Annotated in this window: 16 protein-coding genes; 10 read left to right on the forward strand and 6 right to left on the reverse strand. The window is 48.6% G+C overall.

Features of this window, described 5'->3' with window-relative positions:
• Positions 1 to 200 precede the first annotated feature (200 nt).
• From BFP72_RS05630 to BFP72_RS05670, 9 genes are all read left to right on the forward strand, one after another.
• A complete protein-coding gene (locus BFP72_RS05630; RefSeq protein ID WP_099600697.1) occupies positions 201 to 2018 on the forward strand; it encodes an arylsulfatase in 1818 nt (605 codons plus the stop codon).
• A gap of 87 nt (positions 2019 to 2105) precedes the next feature.
• Positions 2106 to 5153, forward strand: coding sequence for a T9SS type A sorting domain-containing protein (locus BFP72_RS05635; RefSeq protein WP_099598210.1), 3048 nt, complete (start codon positions 2106 to 2108; stop codon positions 5151 to 5153).
• Between the two features lie 74 nt (positions 5154 to 5227).
• Complete coding sequence (locus BFP72_RS05640) at positions 5228 to 6676, forward strand: sulfatase (protein ID WP_099598211.1); 1449 nt, start codon at positions 5228 to 5230, stop codon at positions 6674 to 6676.
• Positions 6677 to 6680: 4 nt separating this feature from the next.
• The gene (locus BFP72_RS05645; protein WP_099598212.1) at positions 6681 to 8024 is read left to right on the forward strand and encodes a hypothetical protein; all 1344 of its coding nucleotides are present in this window, start codon (positions 6681 to 6683) and stop codon (positions 8022 to 8024) included.
• Between the two features lie 11 nt (positions 8025 to 8035).
• Positions 8036 to 8914 (forward strand): alpha/beta hydrolase, encoded by an 879-nt coding sequence (locus tag BFP72_RS05650; RefSeq protein ID WP_099600698.1) that lies wholly within the window; start codon positions 8036 to 8038, stop codon positions 8912 to 8914.
• A 3-nt stretch (positions 8915 to 8917) separates the two neighbouring features.
• The gene (locus tag BFP72_RS05655; RefSeq protein WP_099598213.1) at positions 8918 to 10846 is read left to right on the forward strand and encodes a hypothetical protein; all 1929 of its coding nucleotides are present in this window, start codon (positions 8918 to 8920) and stop codon (positions 10844 to 10846) included.
• A 10-nt stretch (positions 10847 to 10856) separates the two neighbouring features.
• The gene (locus BFP72_RS05660) at positions 10857 to 13589 is read left to right on the forward strand and encodes a hypothetical protein (RefSeq protein WP_221406482.1); all 2733 of its coding nucleotides are present in this window, start codon (positions 10857 to 10859) and stop codon (positions 13587 to 13589) included.
• A gap of 25 nt (positions 13590 to 13614) precedes the next feature.
• The gene (locus BFP72_RS05665) at positions 13615 to 15252 is read left to right on the forward strand and encodes a sulfatase (protein WP_099598214.1); all 1638 of its coding nucleotides are present in this window, start codon (positions 13615 to 13617) and stop codon (positions 15250 to 15252) included.
• A 21-nt stretch (positions 15253 to 15273) separates the two neighbouring features.
• A complete protein-coding gene (locus BFP72_RS05670; protein WP_099598215.1) occupies positions 15274 to 15483 on the forward strand; it encodes a hypothetical protein in 210 nt (69 codons plus the stop codon).
• A 106-nt stretch (positions 15484 to 15589) separates the two neighbouring features.
• On the opposite strand, the gene BFP72_RS05675 is transcribed toward BFP72_RS05670, so the two are convergent.
• The 6 genes from BFP72_RS05675 to BFP72_RS05700 form a co-directional block, all read right to left on the reverse strand.
• Entirely contained in the window at positions 15590 to 15925 is a 336-nt protein-coding gene (locus BFP72_RS05675; protein WP_099598216.1) for a hypothetical protein, read from the reverse strand.
• Positions 15926 to 15994: 69 nt separating this feature from the next.
• Positions 15995 to 16624 carry a DUF6702 family protein gene (locus BFP72_RS05680; protein ID WP_099598217.1) on the reverse strand — a complete coding sequence of 210 codons (630 nt, stop codon included), beginning with the start codon at positions 16622 to 16624 and terminating at the stop codon, positions 15995 to 15997.
• A gap of 9 nt (positions 16625 to 16633) precedes the next feature.
• On the reverse strand, positions 16634 to 17608 hold the full coding sequence (locus tag BFP72_RS05685; protein ID WP_255397161.1) for a YHYH protein: 975 nt from the start codon (positions 17606 to 17608) through the stop codon (positions 16634 to 16636).
• A 95-nt stretch (positions 17609 to 17703) separates the two neighbouring features.
• Complete coding sequence (locus BFP72_RS05690) at positions 17704 to 18180, reverse strand: hypothetical protein (RefSeq protein ID WP_099598219.1); 477 nt, start codon at positions 18178 to 18180, stop codon at positions 17704 to 17706.
• The gene (locus tag BFP72_RS05695) at positions 18173 to 18478 is read right to left on the reverse strand and encodes a hypothetical protein (protein ID WP_073120212.1); all 306 of its coding nucleotides are present in this window, start codon (positions 18476 to 18478) and stop codon (positions 18173 to 18175) included. Before BFP72_RS05695 ends, BFP72_RS05690 begins: the two co-directional genes overlap by 8 nt.
• Positions 18475 to 19077 (reverse strand): RNA polymerase sigma factor, encoded by a 603-nt coding sequence (locus BFP72_RS05700; protein WP_099598220.1) that lies wholly within the window; start codon positions 19075 to 19077, stop codon positions 18475 to 18477. Before BFP72_RS05700 ends, BFP72_RS05695 begins: the two co-directional genes overlap by 4 nt.
• A 433-nt stretch (positions 19078 to 19510) precedes the next feature.
• On the opposite strand from BFP72_RS05700, the gene BFP72_RS05705 reads away from it, so the two are divergent.
• A complete protein-coding gene (locus tag BFP72_RS05705; RefSeq protein WP_099598221.1) occupies positions 19511 to 20881 on the forward strand; it encodes an alpha-L-fucosidase in 1371 nt (456 codons plus the stop codon).
• The last annotated feature ends 50 nt before the right edge of the window (positions 20882 to 20931 follow it).

Consider the following 20931-nt stretch of genomic DNA (forward strand, 5'->3'; position numbering starts at 1 on the left):
CGAGTTTGTAGGGATGGTTCCTTTTTTTGATTGTAGACTCATAATTTATCACTTCTGAACCATAGTTAATACCCCAAGCGTACGCAGATTCAGAGATTTGTTTTTAAGCCATTGCCTCTCGGTTTACGTGATATTCAAGACAGGGGTCTTTGCTCGTTTGGAGAGTGGAAGTGATGGAGAGATTAGAAGACAAATTACGAATGATTAGAAGAGTAGCATACCTCGGAGTATTGTGGAGTGCATTGGCTTTGACGTGCCATGCGTCAAATAGCCAATCAAAAGAAAAACCAAATGTCATCCTCATTCTTGTGGATGACCAAGGCTATGGAGATATTGCCGCTTTGGGCAATCCCATCATCCAAACTCCCAACATAGATCAGCTGCACGCCACTAGTGTACGTTTTACCGATTATCATGTCAATCCGACCTGCGCACCGAGTCGTGCCGCACTCATGACGGGGCACAATGCCAACCGAGCGGGGGTCTGGCACACGGTCAATGGCCGCTCGATGATTTTGGAGAGAGAGACTACAGTTGCACAGATCATGCAAGACAATGGCTATGCTACGGGGCTTTTTGGCAAGTGGCACCTAGGGGACAATTACCCTTTTCGTCCAGAGGACAAAGGTTTTGAAGAAGTGCTCACTCACGGTGGTGGGGGAATGGAGCAGACCATGGACTACTGGGACAATGACTACTTCAATGACACCTACATCCACAACGGAAAATTGGAAAAATACGAAGGCTATTGTACTGATATTTGGTTTGAGGAGGCTATGAAGTTTATGGCTGACAAGAAAGATGAGCCATTCTTTGTTTACCTACCTACCAATGCTGCACACTCGCCTTATTTCGTCGAGGACAAATACCTAGAGCCTTACAAGCAGTACGAAGAAGACGGTACGATCCCTATGGCGGCTTTTTATGGCATGATTGCCAATGTAGATGAAAATATCGGCAAGCTGGTCGACTTCCTCAAGGCCAACGAGATCATGGACAATACCATTTTGATTTTCATGACTGACAATGGTACGGCTCAGGGAGCGCGGGTAGAGGGACACCGCCTGGATGGCTTTGTCAACAAAGGCTTCAACGACGGTATGCGTGGCATCAAAGCCAGCAAGTACGAGGGCGGACACCGCGTGCCGCTGTTCATCCATTGGGCAGATGGTGGCATCACCACAGGCACAGACATCGATGCCCTCACTGCACACTATGATGTCTTGCCCACGATAGTGGATATGGCCGGACTCAAAGTGGAGAAAGGGCTGAAGTTTGACGGACAGAGTCTGCTGCCATTGATCAAGGGTAACAATAAGAAATTTGAAGACCGCATCGTGATCACCAACTCGCAGCGCATCGAGGTGCCAGAACCATGGCGCAGAACTTCGCTCATGCAAGGCAAATGGCGACTCATCGATGGCGTTGAGCTTTACAACCTAGAGACCGATCCCGAGCAACGCAACAACATCGCCGATCAGCATCCTGAGAAAATGGCGGAGTTCAAAGCTTACTATGACAAATGGTGGGCAGAGATATCTCCCAGCTACGAGGATCAGCCCTATATCTACGTAGGACATGAGGCTGAGAATCCGACTAAACTATACTGCCACGACTGGCACACAGAAAAGGTGAGCCCCTGGCACCAGCGCCATATCCGAAGTGGCTATGTAGACAATGGTTATTGGCAAATCAAAGTTGCGGAGGCAGGTACCTACAAAATAAGACTGCGCAGGTGGCCAGTAGAGACCGGTATGATGCTCAATGCACCCTATCCAGTGCGTCCAGCTCTACCAGGTACCAGCGTCGACGAAAGCAAAAAAGGCAAAGCACTTACTATCCAAAAGGCGAGAATATTGGTTCAGGACAAGGACAGGAGTACGGCAGTAGATGGCTGTAGCGAATTCGTGGAGTTTACCGTGGAGCTGGAAGAAGGAGATAGCCAAATCCAAACATGGTTTACACTGGAAGATGGAACCGAACTGGGAGCCTACTTTGTCGATGTGGAAAAGATTTAAGTGAGCGCATCCTCATGAGTAGTGCATGATCTACTACCGTGATGAGGAGAGTATGAAAGACGATTTAATTACTAAATAAAATAAGCTATGAGAATGAAATTTTACCAGAGTATCAATAGAATGAGCAATGGACTGGTGGGTTTGTTTTGCTTGGTTTTGGTACTACTGACCACTACAGTGACACAGGCTCAGGTAGAGGTAGAGTCTCTGGCAGAGTTCATACCATACACCAAGGAGAGCAATGTAGATGTGAAGCTAGCACCGGGTACATACACAATCACCGCTGCGGATGTGGTCAATGATTTGTACGAAGAGCAAACGGCAATCGGCGCTACCAATAAGGTGCTGCTACTTTTCGAAGGCAACAACAGTACCTATGACTTTACAGATGTGACTATCAAGATCGAGACGGCTGTCCTCAGTGCTTATGGCAGTAATAGTGTCAACGAGCTACAGATTGTTGGCAATCATAATGTGCTCAAAAACCTGACGATGGTAGATGACGGATCTGTACACGACAATCCTGGTAGATCAGCCTGCAACATCGTGATGGACGGATTAGGCAATCTGATCGAGGGGTTTCATATGACCATCAAGGGTTCTTTTCCTTACGGCTATGGTGATGCTTTTGGCAAAGGTGCTGGTCCTGTGATTGGTCACCAAAAGCACAGTGCACTCTTGATCAGAGGCGAATCCAACCGAATCAAAGACTGTACTTTGATCCATCATTCTTACGGCCATGCGATTTTTATGCAGGCCGCCAGCAACCCGATCATCGAGGGCTGCTATGTAGAGGGAGAAGTACGTACCACTGATGATATGCTCCTCGAAGAGGGGACAGGATCCCCAGCCGACAATGTAGACTTCATGACCGTATGGGGCTACCGTTTGCCAGCCGGCTACATGCTCAGTCTGGCAGAAGCAGGTATCAGAGCCTACAATGCAGGTACGACTGTGATAGATGGCGATATTATTGAGAGAGGAACTTCCAATCCTGTCGTGAGAAACTGTACGGTCAAAAACATGAGGACAGGCGTGACCATCGCTCATGCTACAGGGACCAAATTCGTAGAAAACTGTACTGCTATTGGTTGTGAAAATGGCTTTTCACTCGCGTCGGGTGACGTGATCAATTGTAGAGCAGACGCGATTTATGGCCCTGTATATGCTTCTACCTACGAAAATGATAAAAGTTTCAATGCGGATATTACCGTGATGCCTCCTAGCGATGACTATTACAATGGGTCAGGCTCAGTCGCCTATATTGGCGGTAGCGAACATCAACTGATCTTGCGTGGCGATCTGGATGACTACCCTGATGGCATGTCGATCAAAGTCGGCGGAGACAAAAATAATATCCGCTTGCTCTATGGCAATCTGCCTCACCAAAACGATTTTGTGGCTAACAACATTGACATCCAAAACCTCACAGGTTTTCCTATCAATCTATCCGACAAGAGCTCCAATGTCACAGGTCAATCCTGTGGAGAGATCAACGATTTGGGTACAGACAATACCATCGCTCAAGTGCCTTGCGACGAGATTTGCGTCGAATTGGAGAGTTTTGATCTGCCTACTGAGACCAAAGACGGGGTGGGTTACAAGCTCTATTCGGGAGAGCATGACGAGATGCCTGATTTTGCGGCTATCTCAGCGACTCACGTAGGACAGATGGCCGACCTCAGTATCAGTGCCGCGGATAGTTTGAGCCAGTTTGCCTTGGTTTTAGAAGGTTTTTTGGAAGCGCCATCGGATGATAGCTATACTTTTTACATCAAGTCGGACGACCATGCCATACTCAAGATCGACGGCCAAGTGGTGATCAACCATGAAGGATCGTCGCTCCAGGAGGTAAGTGCCAAAGTTTGTCTGCAAGCGGGTAGTCACCTGATGCAAATCCAATACTTGGAGAAAAACGCAGACAAGACCTTTGAAGTGTACTACGAGAGCAGTACCATCGACAAGACGGATGCATTGGCCCTCAAGGTATTAGATGAAAGTCAAAGCCCCAATTTGGCCTTCAAACGCTCAGCGAGTCAGTCTTCTACCGGCTATCAGGGAATCGCTAGTCGTGCCGTAGATGGTAGCACAGACGGTGTCTTTCTGAACAACTCGGTGACCCATAGCATCGCGAATACCTACTACCCCTGGTGGCAAGTAGATTTAGGCAGTACCCGAACCGTTGGAGAAATCAAGATATATAACCGAACAGACAGCAACGCCGATAGGCTAGCCAATTTTGTCGTTCAGGTATTGACACGGTCAGGTGAACTGCGTTTTAGCCAGTACATAGAGTCATTGTCTGAGGCCTCATTGATAGTAGATGCTCAGGGGGCTGAGGGAGATATCGTACGTGTCCAAATCCAAGGTGTTGGGACACTGGCTTTGGCAGAAGTGGAAGTTTACGAAGGAGCCGCTTCTTCATTCGGTGCTATTCAGATGATCAAACGAAGCGCGACGCTCTATGCGATCGACGGAGGTGAGGATTCAGAAGAAGACCATGAGATAACCTTGCTGAGACACAGCAATCATATCAATCTGACTTGGAAGGAAATAGACAGAGGCAATGGGTACTACAGCTATCAGCAATATGATACTGATCTATGCCTCTATGGCGGGGAAGAAAATGTAGTAGATCAGCATGTGACTTTGGTCAAATGCGCGATGGAGGATGCCAATCAGCAATGGATGAAAATAGGAGGGGGCAATGATCATTTTCGATTGCTCAAGCGAGGCAGTGAACTGGTGATCGATGGAGGAATGGGAAGGTTTGATGGAGCCAATGTGTTTCTTGGTGAATTGGACGAGACCAGCGAAGATCAGCAGTGGAAGTTTGAAGCTGCAGATATTGACAACCTAGAGAGCAATGAAGAAGTACTCGCTATCATCGAGGAACTGCCTGAAATTGTTGCTTACCCCAATCCTGTGGCTGGCGAACTCAAACTGGCTGTGCCAACGGCAAAATATAATCGAGTGGCGATTTACAACATGGACGGTCGAGTAGTTGCTAAGCGAGCGATCACAGCAGGTACCGACTCATTCAGTCTGAACTTCGAACAATACGATGCGGGCATATATGTATTGGTGTTTACGGGCCAACAGAGTATAAAACAGGTCAAAATTATCAAACAATAAGTCTTATGTAATGGCCAACGCCTTACTACTTTATCGGTCAGTAGGAACGTTGATGTTTTTAATAGCAATCGAATATGAAGAGCGTTTTTCTTGCTTACATCTTACTGCAGTTGGTTTCTGGCGTCAGTCATGCCACTGAAAGTCGATCAAGACCCAACGTCATTGTGATTTTTATCGATGACGAAGGCTATGGCGATGTGGGGTGTTTTGGTGCGACCGGGTTTGAAACGCCCCATATCGACCAGCTAGCCAGTGAAGGCATGCGGTTTACACATTTCTATGCCGCTCAAGCAGTCTGCAGTGCATCGCGTGCTGGGCTGATGACAGGGGCTTATCCCAATCGCGTGGGGATCACCGGGGCACTGTTTCCTTACGACCAGGTAGGACTCAACGACGCGGAGTACACCATGGCAGAGATGTTTCAGGATCAGGGCTATGCCACGGCTTGTATCGGCAAGTGGCACCTAGGCTGGCAAAAAGAATTCCTCCCTCTCCAGCATGGGTTTGACGAGTTTTTCGGTCTACCCTATTCCAACGATATGTGGCCTCACGATGACCTGACTGGCGAGAAAGTGCCCGAGGGTCACAAGAGAGCCCAATACCCTGAGTTGCCCTTGATCGAGGGCAATGAGCCGATAGGATACATCAGCAGTCTGCAAGATCAAGACCAGCTCACCCGACGCTACACTGCAAAAGCTGTTGACTTCATCGATAGGCAGGCTGAGGAGCCTTTCTTCCTCTACCTCGCACACAGTATGGCACATATCCCTTTGGGCGTGTCTGAGCACTTTCGTGGCAAAAGCGAGCTAGGATTGTATGGCGATGTGATGATGGAAGTGGATTGGTCTGTGGGTGAGATCGTCAGGGCTTTGGAGGCCAATGAGCTTACTGACAATACGCTCATCGTTTTCACTACTGACAATGGTCCCTGGACTTGGTTTGGCAATCATGGCGGTTCGGCAGGTGGACTGAGAGAGGGCAAACTGACCAGCTGGGAGGGAGGACAACGGGTGCCTTTCGTCCTCAAGTGGCCTGGTCAGGTGCCCCAAGGCAGCGTCTGCAACCAACTCGCGTGTGCGGTGGATTTGCTGCCCACATTTGCAGCCATTGCAGATGGGGAACTTTCTGACAACAAAATCGATGGACTCGACATTGGCGGACTTTTCGTAGATCCTCAATCGAAGAGTCCAAGAGAGACTATCCTGTACTACGGAGGAAAAAATCACTTGAATGCAGTACGAATGGGCAGCTGGAAACTGGTGCTCCCTCACAGCTATCCCGCCTTGGTGAGCCCGGGCAAAGATGGAGCGAAAGGAAAGATACAAAAGGCAGTGATCAACGAGCCGGAACTGTACAATCTGGCCAGTGATCCTGGAGAAAACTACAATCTGATTGGGTCTTATCCCGAAAAGGCCGCCCAAATCATGACCGTAGTAGAGCAGGCGCGATCCGAATTGGGTGATCTCAATGTGGGATTGGAAAAGGGAAGTGAGAACAGAACAATAGGAAAGCTAAAAGAATAAAACATTGAATAAACTAATATTGGGTGTACTGGTACTTGTATCCTCGGTGCTGCATGCTGCTGAGATCGAGATCAATTCTGTGGCAGAGCTAATGCACTACGCTGCGCAAAGTGACAATGAGATCCGCATGGAGCCCGGCGTATATCCATTGACAGACTACCTGTCGATGGACTCGATGCGGGTGCGTCACCACCGCCAGCAGTTCCAGTACATCACCTTCACAGGCAGCAACAATGTCTTTGACTTGACGGGTGTCGAGATCGTGGTAGATACGGAGCTACGGACGGCGCTTCGACCACCTATCCATAGCGATGAGTTCCTGGTCACAGGCAGCGACAACACGATCAAAGGCCTGACCATCCGATGCGTGGGAGATGGTACCTCACCTGGTGGCACAGTCTTGCAGGTGGCAGGTACGGCCAATGTACTGGAGGATATCACGCTGTATGTCAAAGGTTCGTATCCCTATGGCTATGGCGATTTGTTTGGCAAGGGAGGACCAACGGTGATCCGACACAAAAAGCACAGTGGTCTGTTGATCACTGGTAGCAATACCAAGGTTTATCGTTCCAAAATCTACAACCGCTCTTTTGGTCACTGCTTTTTCGTGCAAAAGAAGGCCGAAAACGTTTATTTCGAAGACTGCTATGCTGAGGGCGAGGTGCGCTCTACCGACGACATCCTGGCAGAGACGTCAGGGCCAGCGGTGGAGGTGGACTTCAGAACCTGGACTCAAAATCGGGAAGGAGAGTATGTCGTCACCTCGGGATACATGAAGTCGCTCTGCGAAGATGGCTTTCGCACTTATGGCCAGATCAAAAACATCCATTTCAAAAATTGCACAGCTAAAAACACACGAGCGGGTTTCGAACTGCGCACCAACGAAGGCATACGGCTGGAAAACTGTACTACCATCGGTACCGAGCGTGCCTACTGGGTAGGCGATGGTGCGGTGGTCAAACACTGCCGGGGAGATGCCAACTATGGGCCATTGATGTTTGTCGAAGGCAGCGGAGTAGACGTGGAGCTGATCGTAGACCCTGCCGAATCGGATCGTATGGTGCATTCGCTGGTCACGATCCAGGGAGACCACAACAAGGTGAAACTCATGGCTGAAAAAGGAAAAGAAAGAAAAAAGCAGCTGCCGATTTTGGTAGGCTATACCCACCCCGAGCATGGCGAATCTATGTCGCCCTATAGCGAGGGAGAAACCTCGGAGCTGACATTGATCAACCAAACAGGCATGCCGATCAAAATAGGCTCGATGGTGAGCAACAGCAAGATCGTGACCAATGGTGAGGTGCTGGAAAACAAAGGACAAAATATCAAAATAGTAAACAAGCGATGAGCTACGATAGCATGAAAAACATAATCCTAGTGGTCTGGTTGTCAGTGGGGACCATCGGAGGCGCCACGGCGCAAGCACTGGATGTGGAGGCGCTGGCGGGTGATCGTCAGGAGCCGATCCGTCTCACTTACAAAATCATCGATGGCGACACGCTAGATATGATCTTGCGCTATCCTCCCGACTACAAGAAGTCGAAGAAGTACCCGACCTTCGTCTTCTTCTTTGGGGGTGGATGGAATGGCGGCACCATCAAACAGTTTGAGCCTCAGGCAGCGTATTTTGCGTCGAGGGGTATGGTCACCGTATTGGTGGACTATAGAGTCAAAAACAGACACCAGACCACACCCTACGAGGCGGTGGCAGACGCCAAGTCTTCGATTCGTTTCCTCCGTAGCAATGCCAGACAACTCAATATCCATCCCAAAAAGATAGTCGCCTCTGGTGGCTCAGCGGGGGGACATCTCGCAGCTGTTTGCGGTGTGTGTCCGGGACTGGATCAGGCAGGAGAGGACTTGAGTGTCAGTTCCAAAGCCAATGCTCTCGTCTTGTTCAATCCGGTCTTCGACAATGGGCCGGAAGGCTTCCAGCATGAGCGCATGGGCGAGCGGTGGCAGGAGATTTCGCCCGCACACAACATCACCGCCGACGCACCGCCGACCATCGTATTTTTGGGACGTGAGGATCATTTGATCCCCGTCAGTATTGCCGAAAACTACCAAGCCAAAATGGAAGCCGCTGGCGCACGCTGCGAGCTGTTCCTCTACGAAGGTGCAGGTCACGGTTTCTTCAACAACTACAAATACGACGGTAAGTTCTACACACTCACCGTCCGCGAGACCGACCTGTTTTTGATTTCTCTCAAATACCTGAAAGGTGAACCCACAATATAAATCATGAAAAAGCTCATCCTACTTGGCCTCATGGCTCTGGCACTGTATAGCTGCGCTCCTCAGGAGCAAACACCACTAGATATAGCAGAATACCTCTCGCTGGCAGACTCAGCGGCCATACATCCCAATGCACAACAGCTCGATAGGCTGAAAGGACTCGTGCCAGAAGAGGCCTTTCAGCCTGCGCCGGACTATACCGATCGAGGATATTGGAAAGATTTTGCCAAGACTGACTTGGGACAATACTACCTCAGTCAAGCTGCCGAGCTGATCGACAAGAAGCCAGAAGTCCCGATCTCTGACGAAATCTACCGCCGCGCCAATCGGGAGGGCAACCGTGGCATCTACAAGCCGCGCTACTACCGTACCATGGATCGATTGGAGAAGTACATCCTGGCCGAGTGCATGGAAAACCAAGGACGCTACCTCGACCCCATCGTCGAGCATACCCAGGCCATATTGGCGATGAAATCTTGGCTACACCCCAACCACGACGACAAGGATAATACCGTACTGGAGGGAAAAAGAGTGTCGATCGACCTGGGAGCGAGAAAATTCGCTTTGGTGCTGGCCCTGGCCGATGCGGTACTGACTGACCAGCTGCCCGCCACACTGCGCCAAGAGATAGGGACTCAGCTGCAATGGAGGATTACCGACTCCTACCTGCAGTCTACCAAAGAACTGGAGCCGGAAAGCAACAAATGGATTCGCAGTACCAGCAATTGGAACTCTGTCTGTACGAGTGGTACCCTGTTTGGTATCATGGTGACTTCCGATAGTCAGGAAGAAAGACTTCAGGCCATCGGTAGCGCGATCAACAGCATGCGCTACTATATGTCAGGATTTGGTGATGACGGCTACTGCTCGGAGGGTACCGGCTACTGGAGTTACGGCTTTGGTCATTACCTCTATCTGGCCGAGATACTCTATGACTATACGGATGGAAAGATTGATCTATTCACTTTTGATAATCCACAGAAACTGAGGAAGGTGGCCAACTTCCCAGAGACTTATCAAATACATCCTGGTCTTTATGCGCCATTTTCGGATGGGGTGACTCGGGTCAAAAGTGAACATAATTTTGCCTACGTGATGGCGGCCAAGTACTACGGCTCGCAAAAGCCGAGCTACTTCCAGCCCGATGAGGCCGTGCAGTCTATCGTGCTCGGTGCAGATTATCAAAACTACATTTCAGATCAAGCAGCGGAGGTTTCACTGCCTGATCATACTTACTTCGACGACTATGGGATCATCATCTCACGAGGACAGCAGGAGCAGCCTTTGTCCATCGCGATCAAGGCGGGACACAATGCCGAAAACCATAATCACAGCGACGTAGGGAGCTATGTGATCGCACTGGGCGATCAGCTACCTGCAGGAGACATAGGAGCACCGTCCTACACTGCGGGGGCTTTTGCACCGACCAATCCGGCTCGTAGCTCTTGGGGGCATCCCGTGCCGAGGATCGACGGGCAGCTACAGTCCAACGGGATCGAATATGCAGGCCAAATCACCATGACCGAGTTTGGAGATCAGGTAGACCGAGCAGAGATGAACTTGCTACCAGCCTACGAGGTGGAGGGGCTGCAGCAGCTCACACGTCGTATGAGCAATGACAAGTCTGGTCAGGGTGAGATTGAGATTGCAGATAGTTTTGTGGCTTCTCGACCACTGACCTTTGGTACGGCCATCATGACGCTGGGCGAGTACCAGATCATCGATGACAGCACCGTGATACTGACTGAAAATGGTGCGAGACTGAAAGCCGTAGTTACTGCAGTTGGGGGTGAGTTTAACCTCAGTGGAGAGCAAGTGCCAGTCGAGCACTTGCGCGAAGGAGCACCCGCCTACCGGATCGGAGTAGATATGGTAGAGCCGCTGACAAGGGGAGAGTTTATAGTGAAATATAGCCCTTTGAGCAACATAGATTAACGAACGAGTCATGAAGATAAGACCACAAATACTACTTGCGCTACTATTGTCTCTATCCTTTTGGGGCAAAGCCCAAATCCCCTTGCCGCAAAACTTGGAGCAAGGCTACCCGCGTATTTACCTCACGCAGGAGGAGAAAAAAGATCTGCAGAAAACCATCCGAAAGGAGGCCTGGGCACAGGAGGTGCTGGCCGGTATCCATGAGCGGATCGATGAGCATGTGGAGCGCCATGTCAGCGATCCGGAGTGGATGGTGTCGCGACTGATGATGTACTGGCAGAGCAAGGCGAGTAATGTGTATGTCGAGGGGATCTATTACTCGCACGCCGATGGTGAGGCACCTGTGCCGACCGTAAGATATACGGGCTCACGAGACTATACGACCGACTATGCCATGCCAGCTCTTGAGGATATTCTGCCCTATATGGATGATGAGCGGGGGCTTTATCTGGTCAACAAAACCAAAGAAGATCGCCCTATGGAGTGGGTGCATGAGTCTGAGACGGGAGGCATTATTCACCGTCACAATCAGCGCATACTGGGCTATGCACGCAATGCAGCCTTCTTGTACTGGTTGGAGGGGGATGAGCGATACGCCCGATTTGCGTACGACATATTCGATACCTATATGATGGGGATGTACTATCGCAGCGAGCCTATCGATCTGCTGCACGGACACATCCAGACACTGGTCGGGCTTACTTGTTTTCAGGTGATCCATGAGAGTACCCTGATCGAAGTGGCGGAGCTATATGATTTCCTGCATAGCTATATTGAGCAAAAGCACCTGGGACAAATCGAATACTACGAAGCGACCATCAAGAAATGGAACGACCTGATCATCAAAAACGGCGTACCGCAAAACAACTGGAATCTGCACCAGGCCAAGATCATCCTCAAAGCAGCCATGGTGCTACAAGACAATGCCGATTACGCCGATGGCAAAGGACGAGAGTACTACATCGACTACATCCTCAACGAGACCTCGGCGCGTCAGTGGTCGCTCACCAAGTTTATGGAGTATGGCTATGATTTTGACAATGGTGTGTGGGCGGAGTGCCCCGGCTACTCGCAGGGGGTGACCAAAGACCTTACCCACTTTATGATGGACTTTCAAAACACCTTCGATCACAACCTGCTGCCCTACATGCCGGTGATGGATGCCGCAGTGACCATGCTGCCTCAGTATCTCTTCCCCAATGGGCAAACGGTGGCCTTCGGCGATAGCTACTACGGGCCAGTCACTACAGTGCCAATGAGCGATATGTTCCGCATAGCCCAGCAGACGGGTGACAAGCAGCGCGAAAAGGACTATACAGCCATGTATCGCTTGTTCGCTGAGGAGGGAGAAAGTGAGGACAAGCGCCAAGTTCGTCCTGAGATTGCTTCCTTTTTTGCGGCCAAGCCACTAGCGCTCAATCCCAAGTATGCCGCTGGCGAAAGGGCAGACTACATCACGCAGACTTTCTACGCGCCCAACGTCAGCTGGCACGTCCAGCGCATGGGTGAGGGACGTGACGGCATGATGGTCTCCCTCAACGGTTCGCTGGGCAATCACATGCACGCCAATGGTATCAATATGGAGCTCTACGGCAAGGGTTTTGTACAGGGAGCAGACCCAGGCAAGGGAGCTGGCTATCTACAGCCGATATACTTAGAGTACTATTCGCAGTTTCCCGCACACAATACGGTGATGGTCGATGGAGCCTCGTCTTATACCGAGATGCTGAGTTATCATGCTTTTGATCTGATGGGGGAGTATCCTAAGTCCGAACAGCGGTCGGGCTATTACCAGGATATTACCTATTCGGATGTGTTTTTTCTCGAACCAGAGACCCGCAGCGATCAGAGCCGCCTGGTCAGCATCGTCAAGACCGGTGAGGCCACGGGTTATTACATCGACATATTCCGCTCACGAAAGCAGCGTAAGGGCGACAAGTTTCACGACTACTATTACCACAATCTGGGGCAGCAGATGGAGCTGACCGATGAGTCAGGCCAGTTGCTCGACTTGAGCCCAAGCGATGAGATGGGCTTTGCCGGAGGGCATCTGTATGCGCTCGACTATATGTGGGACAAGCAGTCTGTGGAGACCGATGAAGACTATCAAGTGGAGTGGACGATCGATCAGCCGGAGGGAGAAGACGATGTGAAGATGAAGCTCTGGATGAAGGGAACCGAAGGCCGTGAAGTCTTTGCCATCAAGAGTCCCCCAAACAAGGCCTTCAAGGGGGGCGGAGGCTTGCCTTATGAGGTAGGCAAGCAGCCCTACCTCACCTTTGCGGCGCGCCAGCATGGCGAGGCTTGGGAGCATCCCTTTGTGGCGGTGTATGAGCCCTACACGTCGGGCGAGGGCTCTCAGATCACGAGCATCGATGGTTTTGAAGACGAGAGCGGAAATGCCGAGTTTGTAGGGGTGGCGGTGACGCATCAGTCGGGCCGTGAGGACTTTGTGTTTTCGTGCCGAGAGGGGCAGGAGGCTACTTATCAGGGTATGGCGACTGATGCTAGCTACGCATTGATCGGAACGGAAGAAAATGGCGATATGATCTGCTACATGGGCAATGGTACCACGCTCAAAGGAAAGGGCTTTGAAATCACCACAGAGCAAAAGGGGAATGTGGTTTTGACTCAAAAAGGCGGTAAATTGATCCTGCACAACGAAGTGCCAGTCAATATAAGTCAGGGTCAAGGTGAACAGTACTTTGAATCTGGAGAGTACCGCGAAATAGCATTAAACTAAAGAGAACAATAGAATATATTCATTTATGAAAAATCAATTGATACTATTATTGGGCGTTTTGGCACTAGGGTCGTGTAGCACGCCCAAGGAAGAAGCGAGCAAACCTAAGCGCCCCAATATCCTTTTTATCATGTCGGATGATCACGCCTATCAGGCCATCAGTGCCTACGGCAGTGAGCTGCTCCAGACCCCCAATATCGACCGCTTGGCAGATGAGGGGATGCTTTTTACCAACGCGTGTGTGTCCAACTCGATCTGCGCTCCGTCGAGAGCGACGATCCTCACGGGCAAGCACACGCACATCAATGGCAAGATCGACAACCTGATGCCTTTCGATACCACGCAGGTGACTTTCCCACAGATATTTCAGGACAATGGCTACCAGACGGCCATGTTTGGCAAGTTGCACTTCGGCAACAACCCCAAGGGTGTGGATGATTTTATGATCTTGCCGGGCCAGGGCTACTACCTCAATCCCGACTTCAATACGCCCAAGGGTGACACCACCATCATGGGCTATGTGACCGATGTGATCACCGACTTGACCCTCGATTGGCTCAAAGAAGATCGCGACGAAGACAAGCCCTTTATGATGATGTATATGCACAAGGCACCGCACCGTCCCTGGTGGCCAAGAGCAGACAAGTTTGCCGAGTTTACACAAAAGCAATTCCCAGAGCCAGAGACCTTGTTCGACGATTACTCTAACCGTGGCACAGCGGCCAAGACTGCAGAGATGAACTTGCTCACACACATGATGTACAGCCACGATAGCAAGATCAGACCAGAACTACTAGAGGAGATGGGTGACAAGGCCTCTCCCAAAGTAGAGGAATTCGAAAACGGTTTTTATGGTCCGTATGGGAGAGCCACTGCCGAACAAAAAGCGCAATACGACCCGATCCTTGATAAGATCAATGCCGACTTTGAGCAAAACTGGCCCAACATGACCGAGGAGGAGAAAATGAGATGGAAGTACCAGCGATACATGCAGGATTACCTGGGCTGCATATCTTCTGTGGACGACAATGTAGGCCGTGTGCTGGATTATCTAGACGAAAGCGGCCTGGCAGAAAACACCATCGTAGTGTACACTTCAGATCAGGGCTTCTATCTCGGAGATCACGGCTGGTTCGACAAGCGATTTATCTACAACGAATCCTTCAAAACCCCACTGATGGTGAGATGGCCGCAAAAGATAAAAGCCGGTGTAGTAGAAAACGAAATGGTGCAAAACCTGGACTTTGCGCAGACCTTGCTGGAGGCGGCTGGCATAGATGCGCCGAGCGACATGCAGGGCGAGAGCCTGATGCCGCTGCTCACGGGCAACAAGGAGCAATGGGACAGAGATGCCGTCTACTACCACTACTACGAGTACCCGAGCGTGCACATGGTCAAGCGGCACTACGGTATCGTGACCAAGGAGTACAAGCTGGCGCACTTCTACTACGATATCGACGAGTGGGAGCTCTACGATCGCCTCAACGATCCTAATGAAATGAACAATGTCTATGACGATCCAGCCTACGCCGAAGTAGTCGCAGAGCTCAAAGACAAACTCACCGAACTGCGTGCGAAGTACAAAGACTCTCCCGAACTGGACAGTGTCTTTATCGAAAAGTACAAAAACATGCAGATCGAGAAGGGTAATGATTTTTGGTAGAATATTGAAGAGTATGTACGTATGAAAAGACTAAAGATTGGATTACTGTTTTTGCTTGCGCCTGTGCTGGCGCAAGCAGACATCTCGCTCCATTCACTAGTTGCAGACGGCATAGTGCTGCAGCGCAACAGCGAAGTACCAATTTGGGGTTGCGCTTCCAATCCCATAGGCGTCAACCTCTACAATAGAGAAGGTTTGCCTGCGGCGATGTTCTTGTCCAATGGAAAATAAAGAAGGTCGGGGTGTACACCCCGACCTAAACCATCTCCAACCAAATCATTATATTATTGCATCAATTTTGGGTAATGTCAGTTGAATGATGAGTCTTTCGGAGTACTTATCTAGGTCCACCTCCTCTTTGTGGACGAGGAGCATTTTTGATTTCACTTTCCGAAAGAAAACCATCTTCATTGGTGTCTATCTTTGAAAAATCATTGGCCAAAGGGCCAGAAACTTCATCCTTGGCTAGCATGCCATCTTTATTCGCATCCATTTCGGAGAGTAGTTGATCATAGCTAGGAGGCCCTTGTTGACGACCTCCCTGTTGTCCACCACCACCTTGCTGTGACATTCGGGGTTGTTCGTTGTTGGAGCTTTGATTTTTTTGAGAGGCGCATGAAGTGAAGCTTATGATCAGTGCACCAAGCGCCATTGTTTTGATTGTAATTTTCATGTTATTTTTATTTTTCTTTTAGACGTGAGTCTTTTCTTGATCCCTCGATATTGAATCGAAAAAGTAAGTTTATGACGGGTGAGTCACTGTCAATCCCTTCCTTTTGTAGGCCCCTCTCCATAGAAAATACACAGCAAATCCTACCAATAGAGCCAAACTGGGTAGCATTAGCCATGATTGTGTAGCCTTTTGTGTGTTTTCGACTATTGCGTTGTCTTGAAGAGCCAGATCAAGGCGATAGTTATTTTCTTTATGGAGTACAAAAGCTTTCTTTTCCAAACCCTCTTTAGAAATACTAAATAGGCTGCGGCTCTGATGGATGTTTTTGAATGCTTGGTTTTGAATTGAAATTTCTTGTATCGAAACGGGGATGCTATGCAGTTCGAAGATCACAGAAGTTGCATGAGCGAGTTGTACAAAACCATGACCGACCTCTACTTGCTTGCCATCGACTCGAAGATCTATTGACTTACGTAGATGATTCACTAGCAACTGATTAAATTCTTCCGCAGTGGTATATGCATTTTCTCCAAATTGCTGCTTTACTACATATTGAAAAGCTGCCGCTGCTGCATTTAGTTGCATTGTCCACTGTTCATTGTGCTGTACTAGTGTGATTGATGAGATATCAGCTTGATGTGCTTTTGCTGAGTTCAGCAAAAGCACTATGCCCAACAAGAACAAAGTTATTTTCTTCATGTCCTTCTTTTAATAGATGTATGCACCATACAGACAGTTGATGAAATTATTGGAACCGGGAGCATCTACATGGTAATGGTAGCCTCTAGTGTCATCATAGTGTCCTCGGCAGGCATCCAGATCATCGGGTTCTGTGCTGTCTTCGTTGAGTTGTGCGAATATGCCGTGACCGTCAATGGCATATCCGATCATAGGAGCATGTCCGTCTTCTTGAGAGATTTGTGCAGATTTACCTGTGGCGGCATGGTAGTGATAGCCTTGGTGTACGTTGATGTGTCCTCCTGCATCATCAAAAGGCGCCAAGGTATAGGCACTCAATATGTTGTCTACTGGGGCGGAAGCGGAAAATTCTACGCCATTGAAAGCGATACCTCTTACCAAGGGGCCAGATGAGTTGGGTCCCATGCCCGCAAAGTATTCGTAGGAAGTAAGTTTGACCGGTGTAGTCGGGATCAACCAAGTGCGGGTCAATTCAGTGATGTAGTCGGGGATACATTCTACGCAATAGTTTTTGTAATCTTCTCCCACATCGGGATTGGCTGCATTGATACAGTCTGTTTCGGTATTGGTCACGTAGACGTCTCCATTTTCGTCATACATCAACCAGGTGTCGTCGCTGTAGAAGTTGGCCATATTGGCAATGAATGCTCCGTCTACGTCGTATACTTCTCCATTTTCTATCCAGATACCTCCAGCCTCCGCATCATCGGATATGTTGTCAGGGCACCAAGGGCCCATTTCATGATCTGTAGGAGTGCTAGCTATGATTTGATAACAAGTAGTAGTGGTACCATTCGAAAGCGTACAGTCTACTACAGTAACCGTCGTGCCTTGGAGGAATAGCTCAGAATCTACATCTACTATGGTGCCTATTTCTGTGTCATGATTGAAATTTGTTGTGTTGTTTTCATCTTTACAACTATTGGCTGATAGCATCACAGTAGCTAGTAGCACTGAGGTCATAATCAATCGAATCTTTTGCATGTCTTGTGTTTTAGTCATTTAGACGTGCACAGATTTTTTATCCCTCGCCATAGGAGTGAAAAATTTCCTAGGCTAGTTGTGGCCTAGTTAAGCTACTACGGTCTAAATGGAGGCTTGTCAGGCCTTTTGCCCTGTTGGTCATCCTCAAGCAGGAGGGGCAAAATACTCTTCAATACACTGTCGAAGTGCAGGCTTTGTTTTTCGTCACACAGTCCCTTGAGCTCCTCAAAATGACGATAAGTGACCATGATTTTTTCTTCCTCGAGTTGGAGAATTTTATCTAGTTGAACATTTTCTTTTGCTGTTGTACCGTTGGTAAGTAGTTGATTGAAGAACGCTTTGATTAGTTCTCTTTCTTGCAGATCAATGCCTCGAAGCGTGTGGCGATGTTGCATGGCCATTCCGTCATATATTCTTTTTTGATCCTCATTTAGGTTCAGTTCTTCACTGATTTTGTCTTTGATGTCATTCTGTCTTTGGGGAGGTTTGGGACGAAATAGGAACAGCGACACCCAGGTTATATTGATGACGAGCAAGACGAAAAAACCGATTTTGTATGTTTTGTTATTCATATGCGTACAAGTTGAAATCATTAATCAATTGGGGGTATGCGTCATTTGTTGTGTTACTGGAAGTGAAAGATTTAAAAAAACTAGAAGCCGCCCATATGTTGGGGCAAATTAATAGTGCAACCACTGCCGCTACTTTGATCCAGTTAGGAGTAGAAGGACCTAGAGGTGTGAGTTGTCGATTCTTCTCAGACAGTGCTTGTTCAATCTTCGCAAAACCGTCACGAGGAGCTTTGGCTCTTTGTATCCCTTCCAGGCTGTTCATGATCTCATTTATGCGATTGTCTTTATCCATGTTCATTTCGACGTGTTTTTATTTTTGATCCCTCGGTCTGGGTAGTGTTTTTCTAACGCTTGTTTCAAATTTTGTTTGGCACGTTGTACCAGTGATTCTATGCTCTTTCTGCTTTGATTCATGATCTCTGCTACTTCTTTTTGAGGTAGACCTTCGATTTGAGTCAGGATGAAGGCCGTTTTTTGATTTTCAGAAAGATTGTCGATGGCACGAAAGAGCAATTTAGCATCTTCTTTGTTTTCTAGCTTTACTCCGGGATGTACAAAATCGGGGGATTCATATTTGATCTCCGTACTGTTTTTGAGGTAAATGGAGGTGAAGATGCCTGCTCTTTTTTGGCTTTTTTTCTTTCGTAGAAAATCCAATGATTTGTTTACAGCGATACGGTAAATCCAGGTGCTGATCGATGAGCTGAATTGAAAGCTATGTGCGGTATGATAGATCGTGACAAAAACATCTTGCAATAGCTCCTCGGCATCTTCAGTGTTTTTGGTGTAGCTGATCAATGTGTTGTATACGCGATCACTATAGTGGGTGTATAGTTGCTCTAGTGCCTCTTGGCTGCCATTTGCGATGGCTTCTATACATTTGTTTTCTTCGATCATTCAATGTGGCTGGTCCATACATCACCCCAATTGGCCTACGTTTTGCAAAGTAAATGAAAAAGCAGCTTTCGTAAACCCTAATGATTGCTTTTACCTAGATGCTCCTCCAGTATCTCTACGGTGTTTTTTACTCTTTTTCCAGAAGGTATTTTTTGGCTAGCAGCCTAGGAGAACTGCTCATTACGGCCATACATTGTTGGATTTATAACCATGGTTTTTTTTAGTTCTTGCTCTAGAGAAAAATGGAGATTATTTTACATTGAACGATAATTGATTGGTTCAGACACAATAGTTATAAGCATCCGCTTTGCTTTTGTTGAACTTGCGAGTAGATATAGTTGACGAAGTAGTGGGTTGGATTTAGGCTTGATCAGAATAGGTCGTACCTTCACTTTTTATACTTAGGGATACAATTATTATAGTAAAAATTAAGATGAAGAAAGCATTGAATTACTTGTGCGCAGCTCTGTTGATATTCGGAGCGGCATGTCAGCAAAAAGCGAAAGAAGAAAATAAGGAAGCGACAGAAGAGGAAGTAGTCATCAGCGATGATGAGCGTATGGAGTGGTGGCGAGATGCCGGATTCGGGATGTTTATCCACTGGGGTGCCTATGCAGTGCCAGGAGGTCAGCGTGGCGATACCATTTGTGGTGGTGGTGCCGAGTGGATCATGGACAAGCTGGACTATACCATCGAAGATTATGAAAAAGAAGTGGTCGCTGAGTTCAATCCGACAGATTTTGACGCGAACAAATGGGTAGCCATGGCCAAGGATGCAGGAATGAAGTACATCGTGATTACTTCTAAGCATCACGATGGTTTTTGTCTGTGGGATTCTAAAGTGACGGACTATGACATCATGGATGCCTCTGATTTCAAGAGAGACATCATCAAGGAGCTGGCAGAGGCTTGTGAGAAGGAAGGTATCAAGTTTTGCTTCTACCACTCGATCGTAGACTGGCACCACCCCCAGGCTCAAGCGCCACTGTACCCCAATTACAACGCGGGACAGAAAGACCAGACCGTTTTCAATCCTGAGTTTCCCAAATACTACGAAAACTACCTGAAACCGCAGGTTCAGGAGCTCCTGACCAACTATGGAGACATAGGTGTAGTTTGGTTCGATGGAGATTGGATTCCTGACTATACCACAGAGATGGGCAAGGAGATGTATAACATGATCCTGGATATACAACCTCGTACGATCGTCAACAATCGTGTGGACAAAGGTCGCAATGGCATGGAAGGTATGGACAAAGAAGGCAACTTTGCGGGAGATTTCGGGACACCAGAGCAGGAAATTCCTGATACAGGTATTGATGCGGATTGGGAAGCTTGTATGACCATGAACGGGTCGTGGGGCTACAAGCCATCCGACACCAACTGGAAGAGCAGTGAAGATCTGATCCAGAAGCTGGTCGATATCGTGTCCAAAGGAGGTAATTTTCTGCTCAATGTAGGGCCTGATCCGAAGGGGAACTTCCCGCCCGAAAGTGTAGAGCGTCTGGCCGACATGGGCAAGTGGACCAAAGTAAATGGTGAAGCGATTTATGGAGCTAAGGCGAGTCCCTACGAAAGACCTGAGTGGGGAAGATATACGGCTAAGGACGGGATAGTCTATGCCCATGTATTTGAGTGGCCAGAAGATGGCCAATTGGTGATCAATACCGAAATCAAGCCGAAGAAAATCACCCTGTTGGCTGACTCTGCGACTATCTTGGAGTGGGATGCAGACCAGTCTGTGATCATGCTGCCAGCTGAGGTTGTAGACCCAGTCGCGACTGTGATCAAAATAGAATATTAATTAGTTGTTTGAATGAGTAATAGCTGACTGCTTGCCCTGGCAGTTGGCTG

It is taken from the genome of Reichenbachiella sp. 5M10 (assembly GCF_002742335.1).
In the GTDB taxonomy this organism is placed as follows: Bacteria; Bacteroidota; Bacteroidia; order Cytophagales; family Cyclobacteriaceae; genus Reichenbachiella.

What these genes read in the sequence shown, in the direction of transcription:
- BFP72_RS05700 (WP_099598220.1), bottom strand. Translation starts at nt 19,077, where the DNA reads ATGATCGAAGAAAACAAATGTATAGAAGCCATCGCAAATGGCAGCCAA.
- BFP72_RS05685 (WP_255397161.1), bottom strand. Translation starts at nt 17,608, where the DNA reads ATGCAAAAGATTCGATTGATTATGACCTCAGTGCTACTAGCTACTGTG.
- BFP72_RS05640 (WP_099598211.1), top strand. Translation starts at nt 5,228, where the DNA reads ATGAAGAGCGTTTTTCTTGCTTACATCTTACTGCAGTTGGTTTCTGGC.
- BFP72_RS05660 (WP_221406482.1), top strand. Translation starts at nt 10,857, where the DNA reads ATGAAGATAAGACCACAAATACTACTTGCGCTACTATTGTCTCTATCC.
- BFP72_RS05650 (WP_099600698.1), top strand. Translation starts at nt 8,036, where the DNA reads ATGAAAAACATAATCCTAGTGGTCTGGTTGTCAGTGGGGACCATCGGA.
- BFP72_RS05635 (WP_099598210.1), top strand. Translation starts at nt 2,106, where the DNA reads ATGAGAATGAAATTTTACCAGAGTATCAATAGAATGAGCAATGGACTG.
- BFP72_RS05680 (WP_099598217.1), bottom strand. Translation starts at nt 16,624, where the DNA reads ATGAAGAAAATAACTTTGTTCTTGTTGGGCATAGTGCTTTTGCTGAAC.
- BFP72_RS05695 (WP_073120212.1), bottom strand. Translation starts at nt 18,478, where the DNA reads ATGAACATGGATAAAGACAATCGCATAAATGAGATCATGAACAGCCTG.
- BFP72_RS05690 (WP_099598219.1), bottom strand. Translation starts at nt 18,180, where the DNA reads ATGAATAACAAAACATACAAAATCGGTTTTTTCGTCTTGCTCGTCATC.
- BFP72_RS05655 (WP_099598213.1), top strand. Translation starts at nt 8,918, where the DNA reads ATGAAAAAGCTCATCCTACTTGGCCTCATGGCTCTGGCACTGTATAGC.
- BFP72_RS05670 (WP_099598215.1), top strand. Translation starts at nt 15,274, where the DNA reads ATGAAAAGACTAAAGATTGGATTACTGTTTTTGCTTGCGCCTGTGCTG.
- BFP72_RS05675 (WP_099598216.1), bottom strand. Translation starts at nt 15,925, where the DNA reads ATGAAAATTACAATCAAAACAATGGCGCTTGGTGCACTGATCATAAGC.
- BFP72_RS05705 (WP_099598221.1), top strand. Translation starts at nt 19,511, where the DNA reads ATGAAGAAAGCATTGAATTACTTGTGCGCAGCTCTGTTGATATTCGGA.
- BFP72_RS05665 (WP_099598214.1), top strand. Translation starts at nt 13,615, where the DNA reads ATGAAAAATCAATTGATACTATTATTGGGCGTTTTGGCACTAGGGTCG.
- BFP72_RS05630 (WP_099600697.1), top strand. Translation starts at nt 201, where the DNA reads ATGATTAGAAGAGTAGCATACCTCGGAGTATTGTGGAGTGCATTGGCT.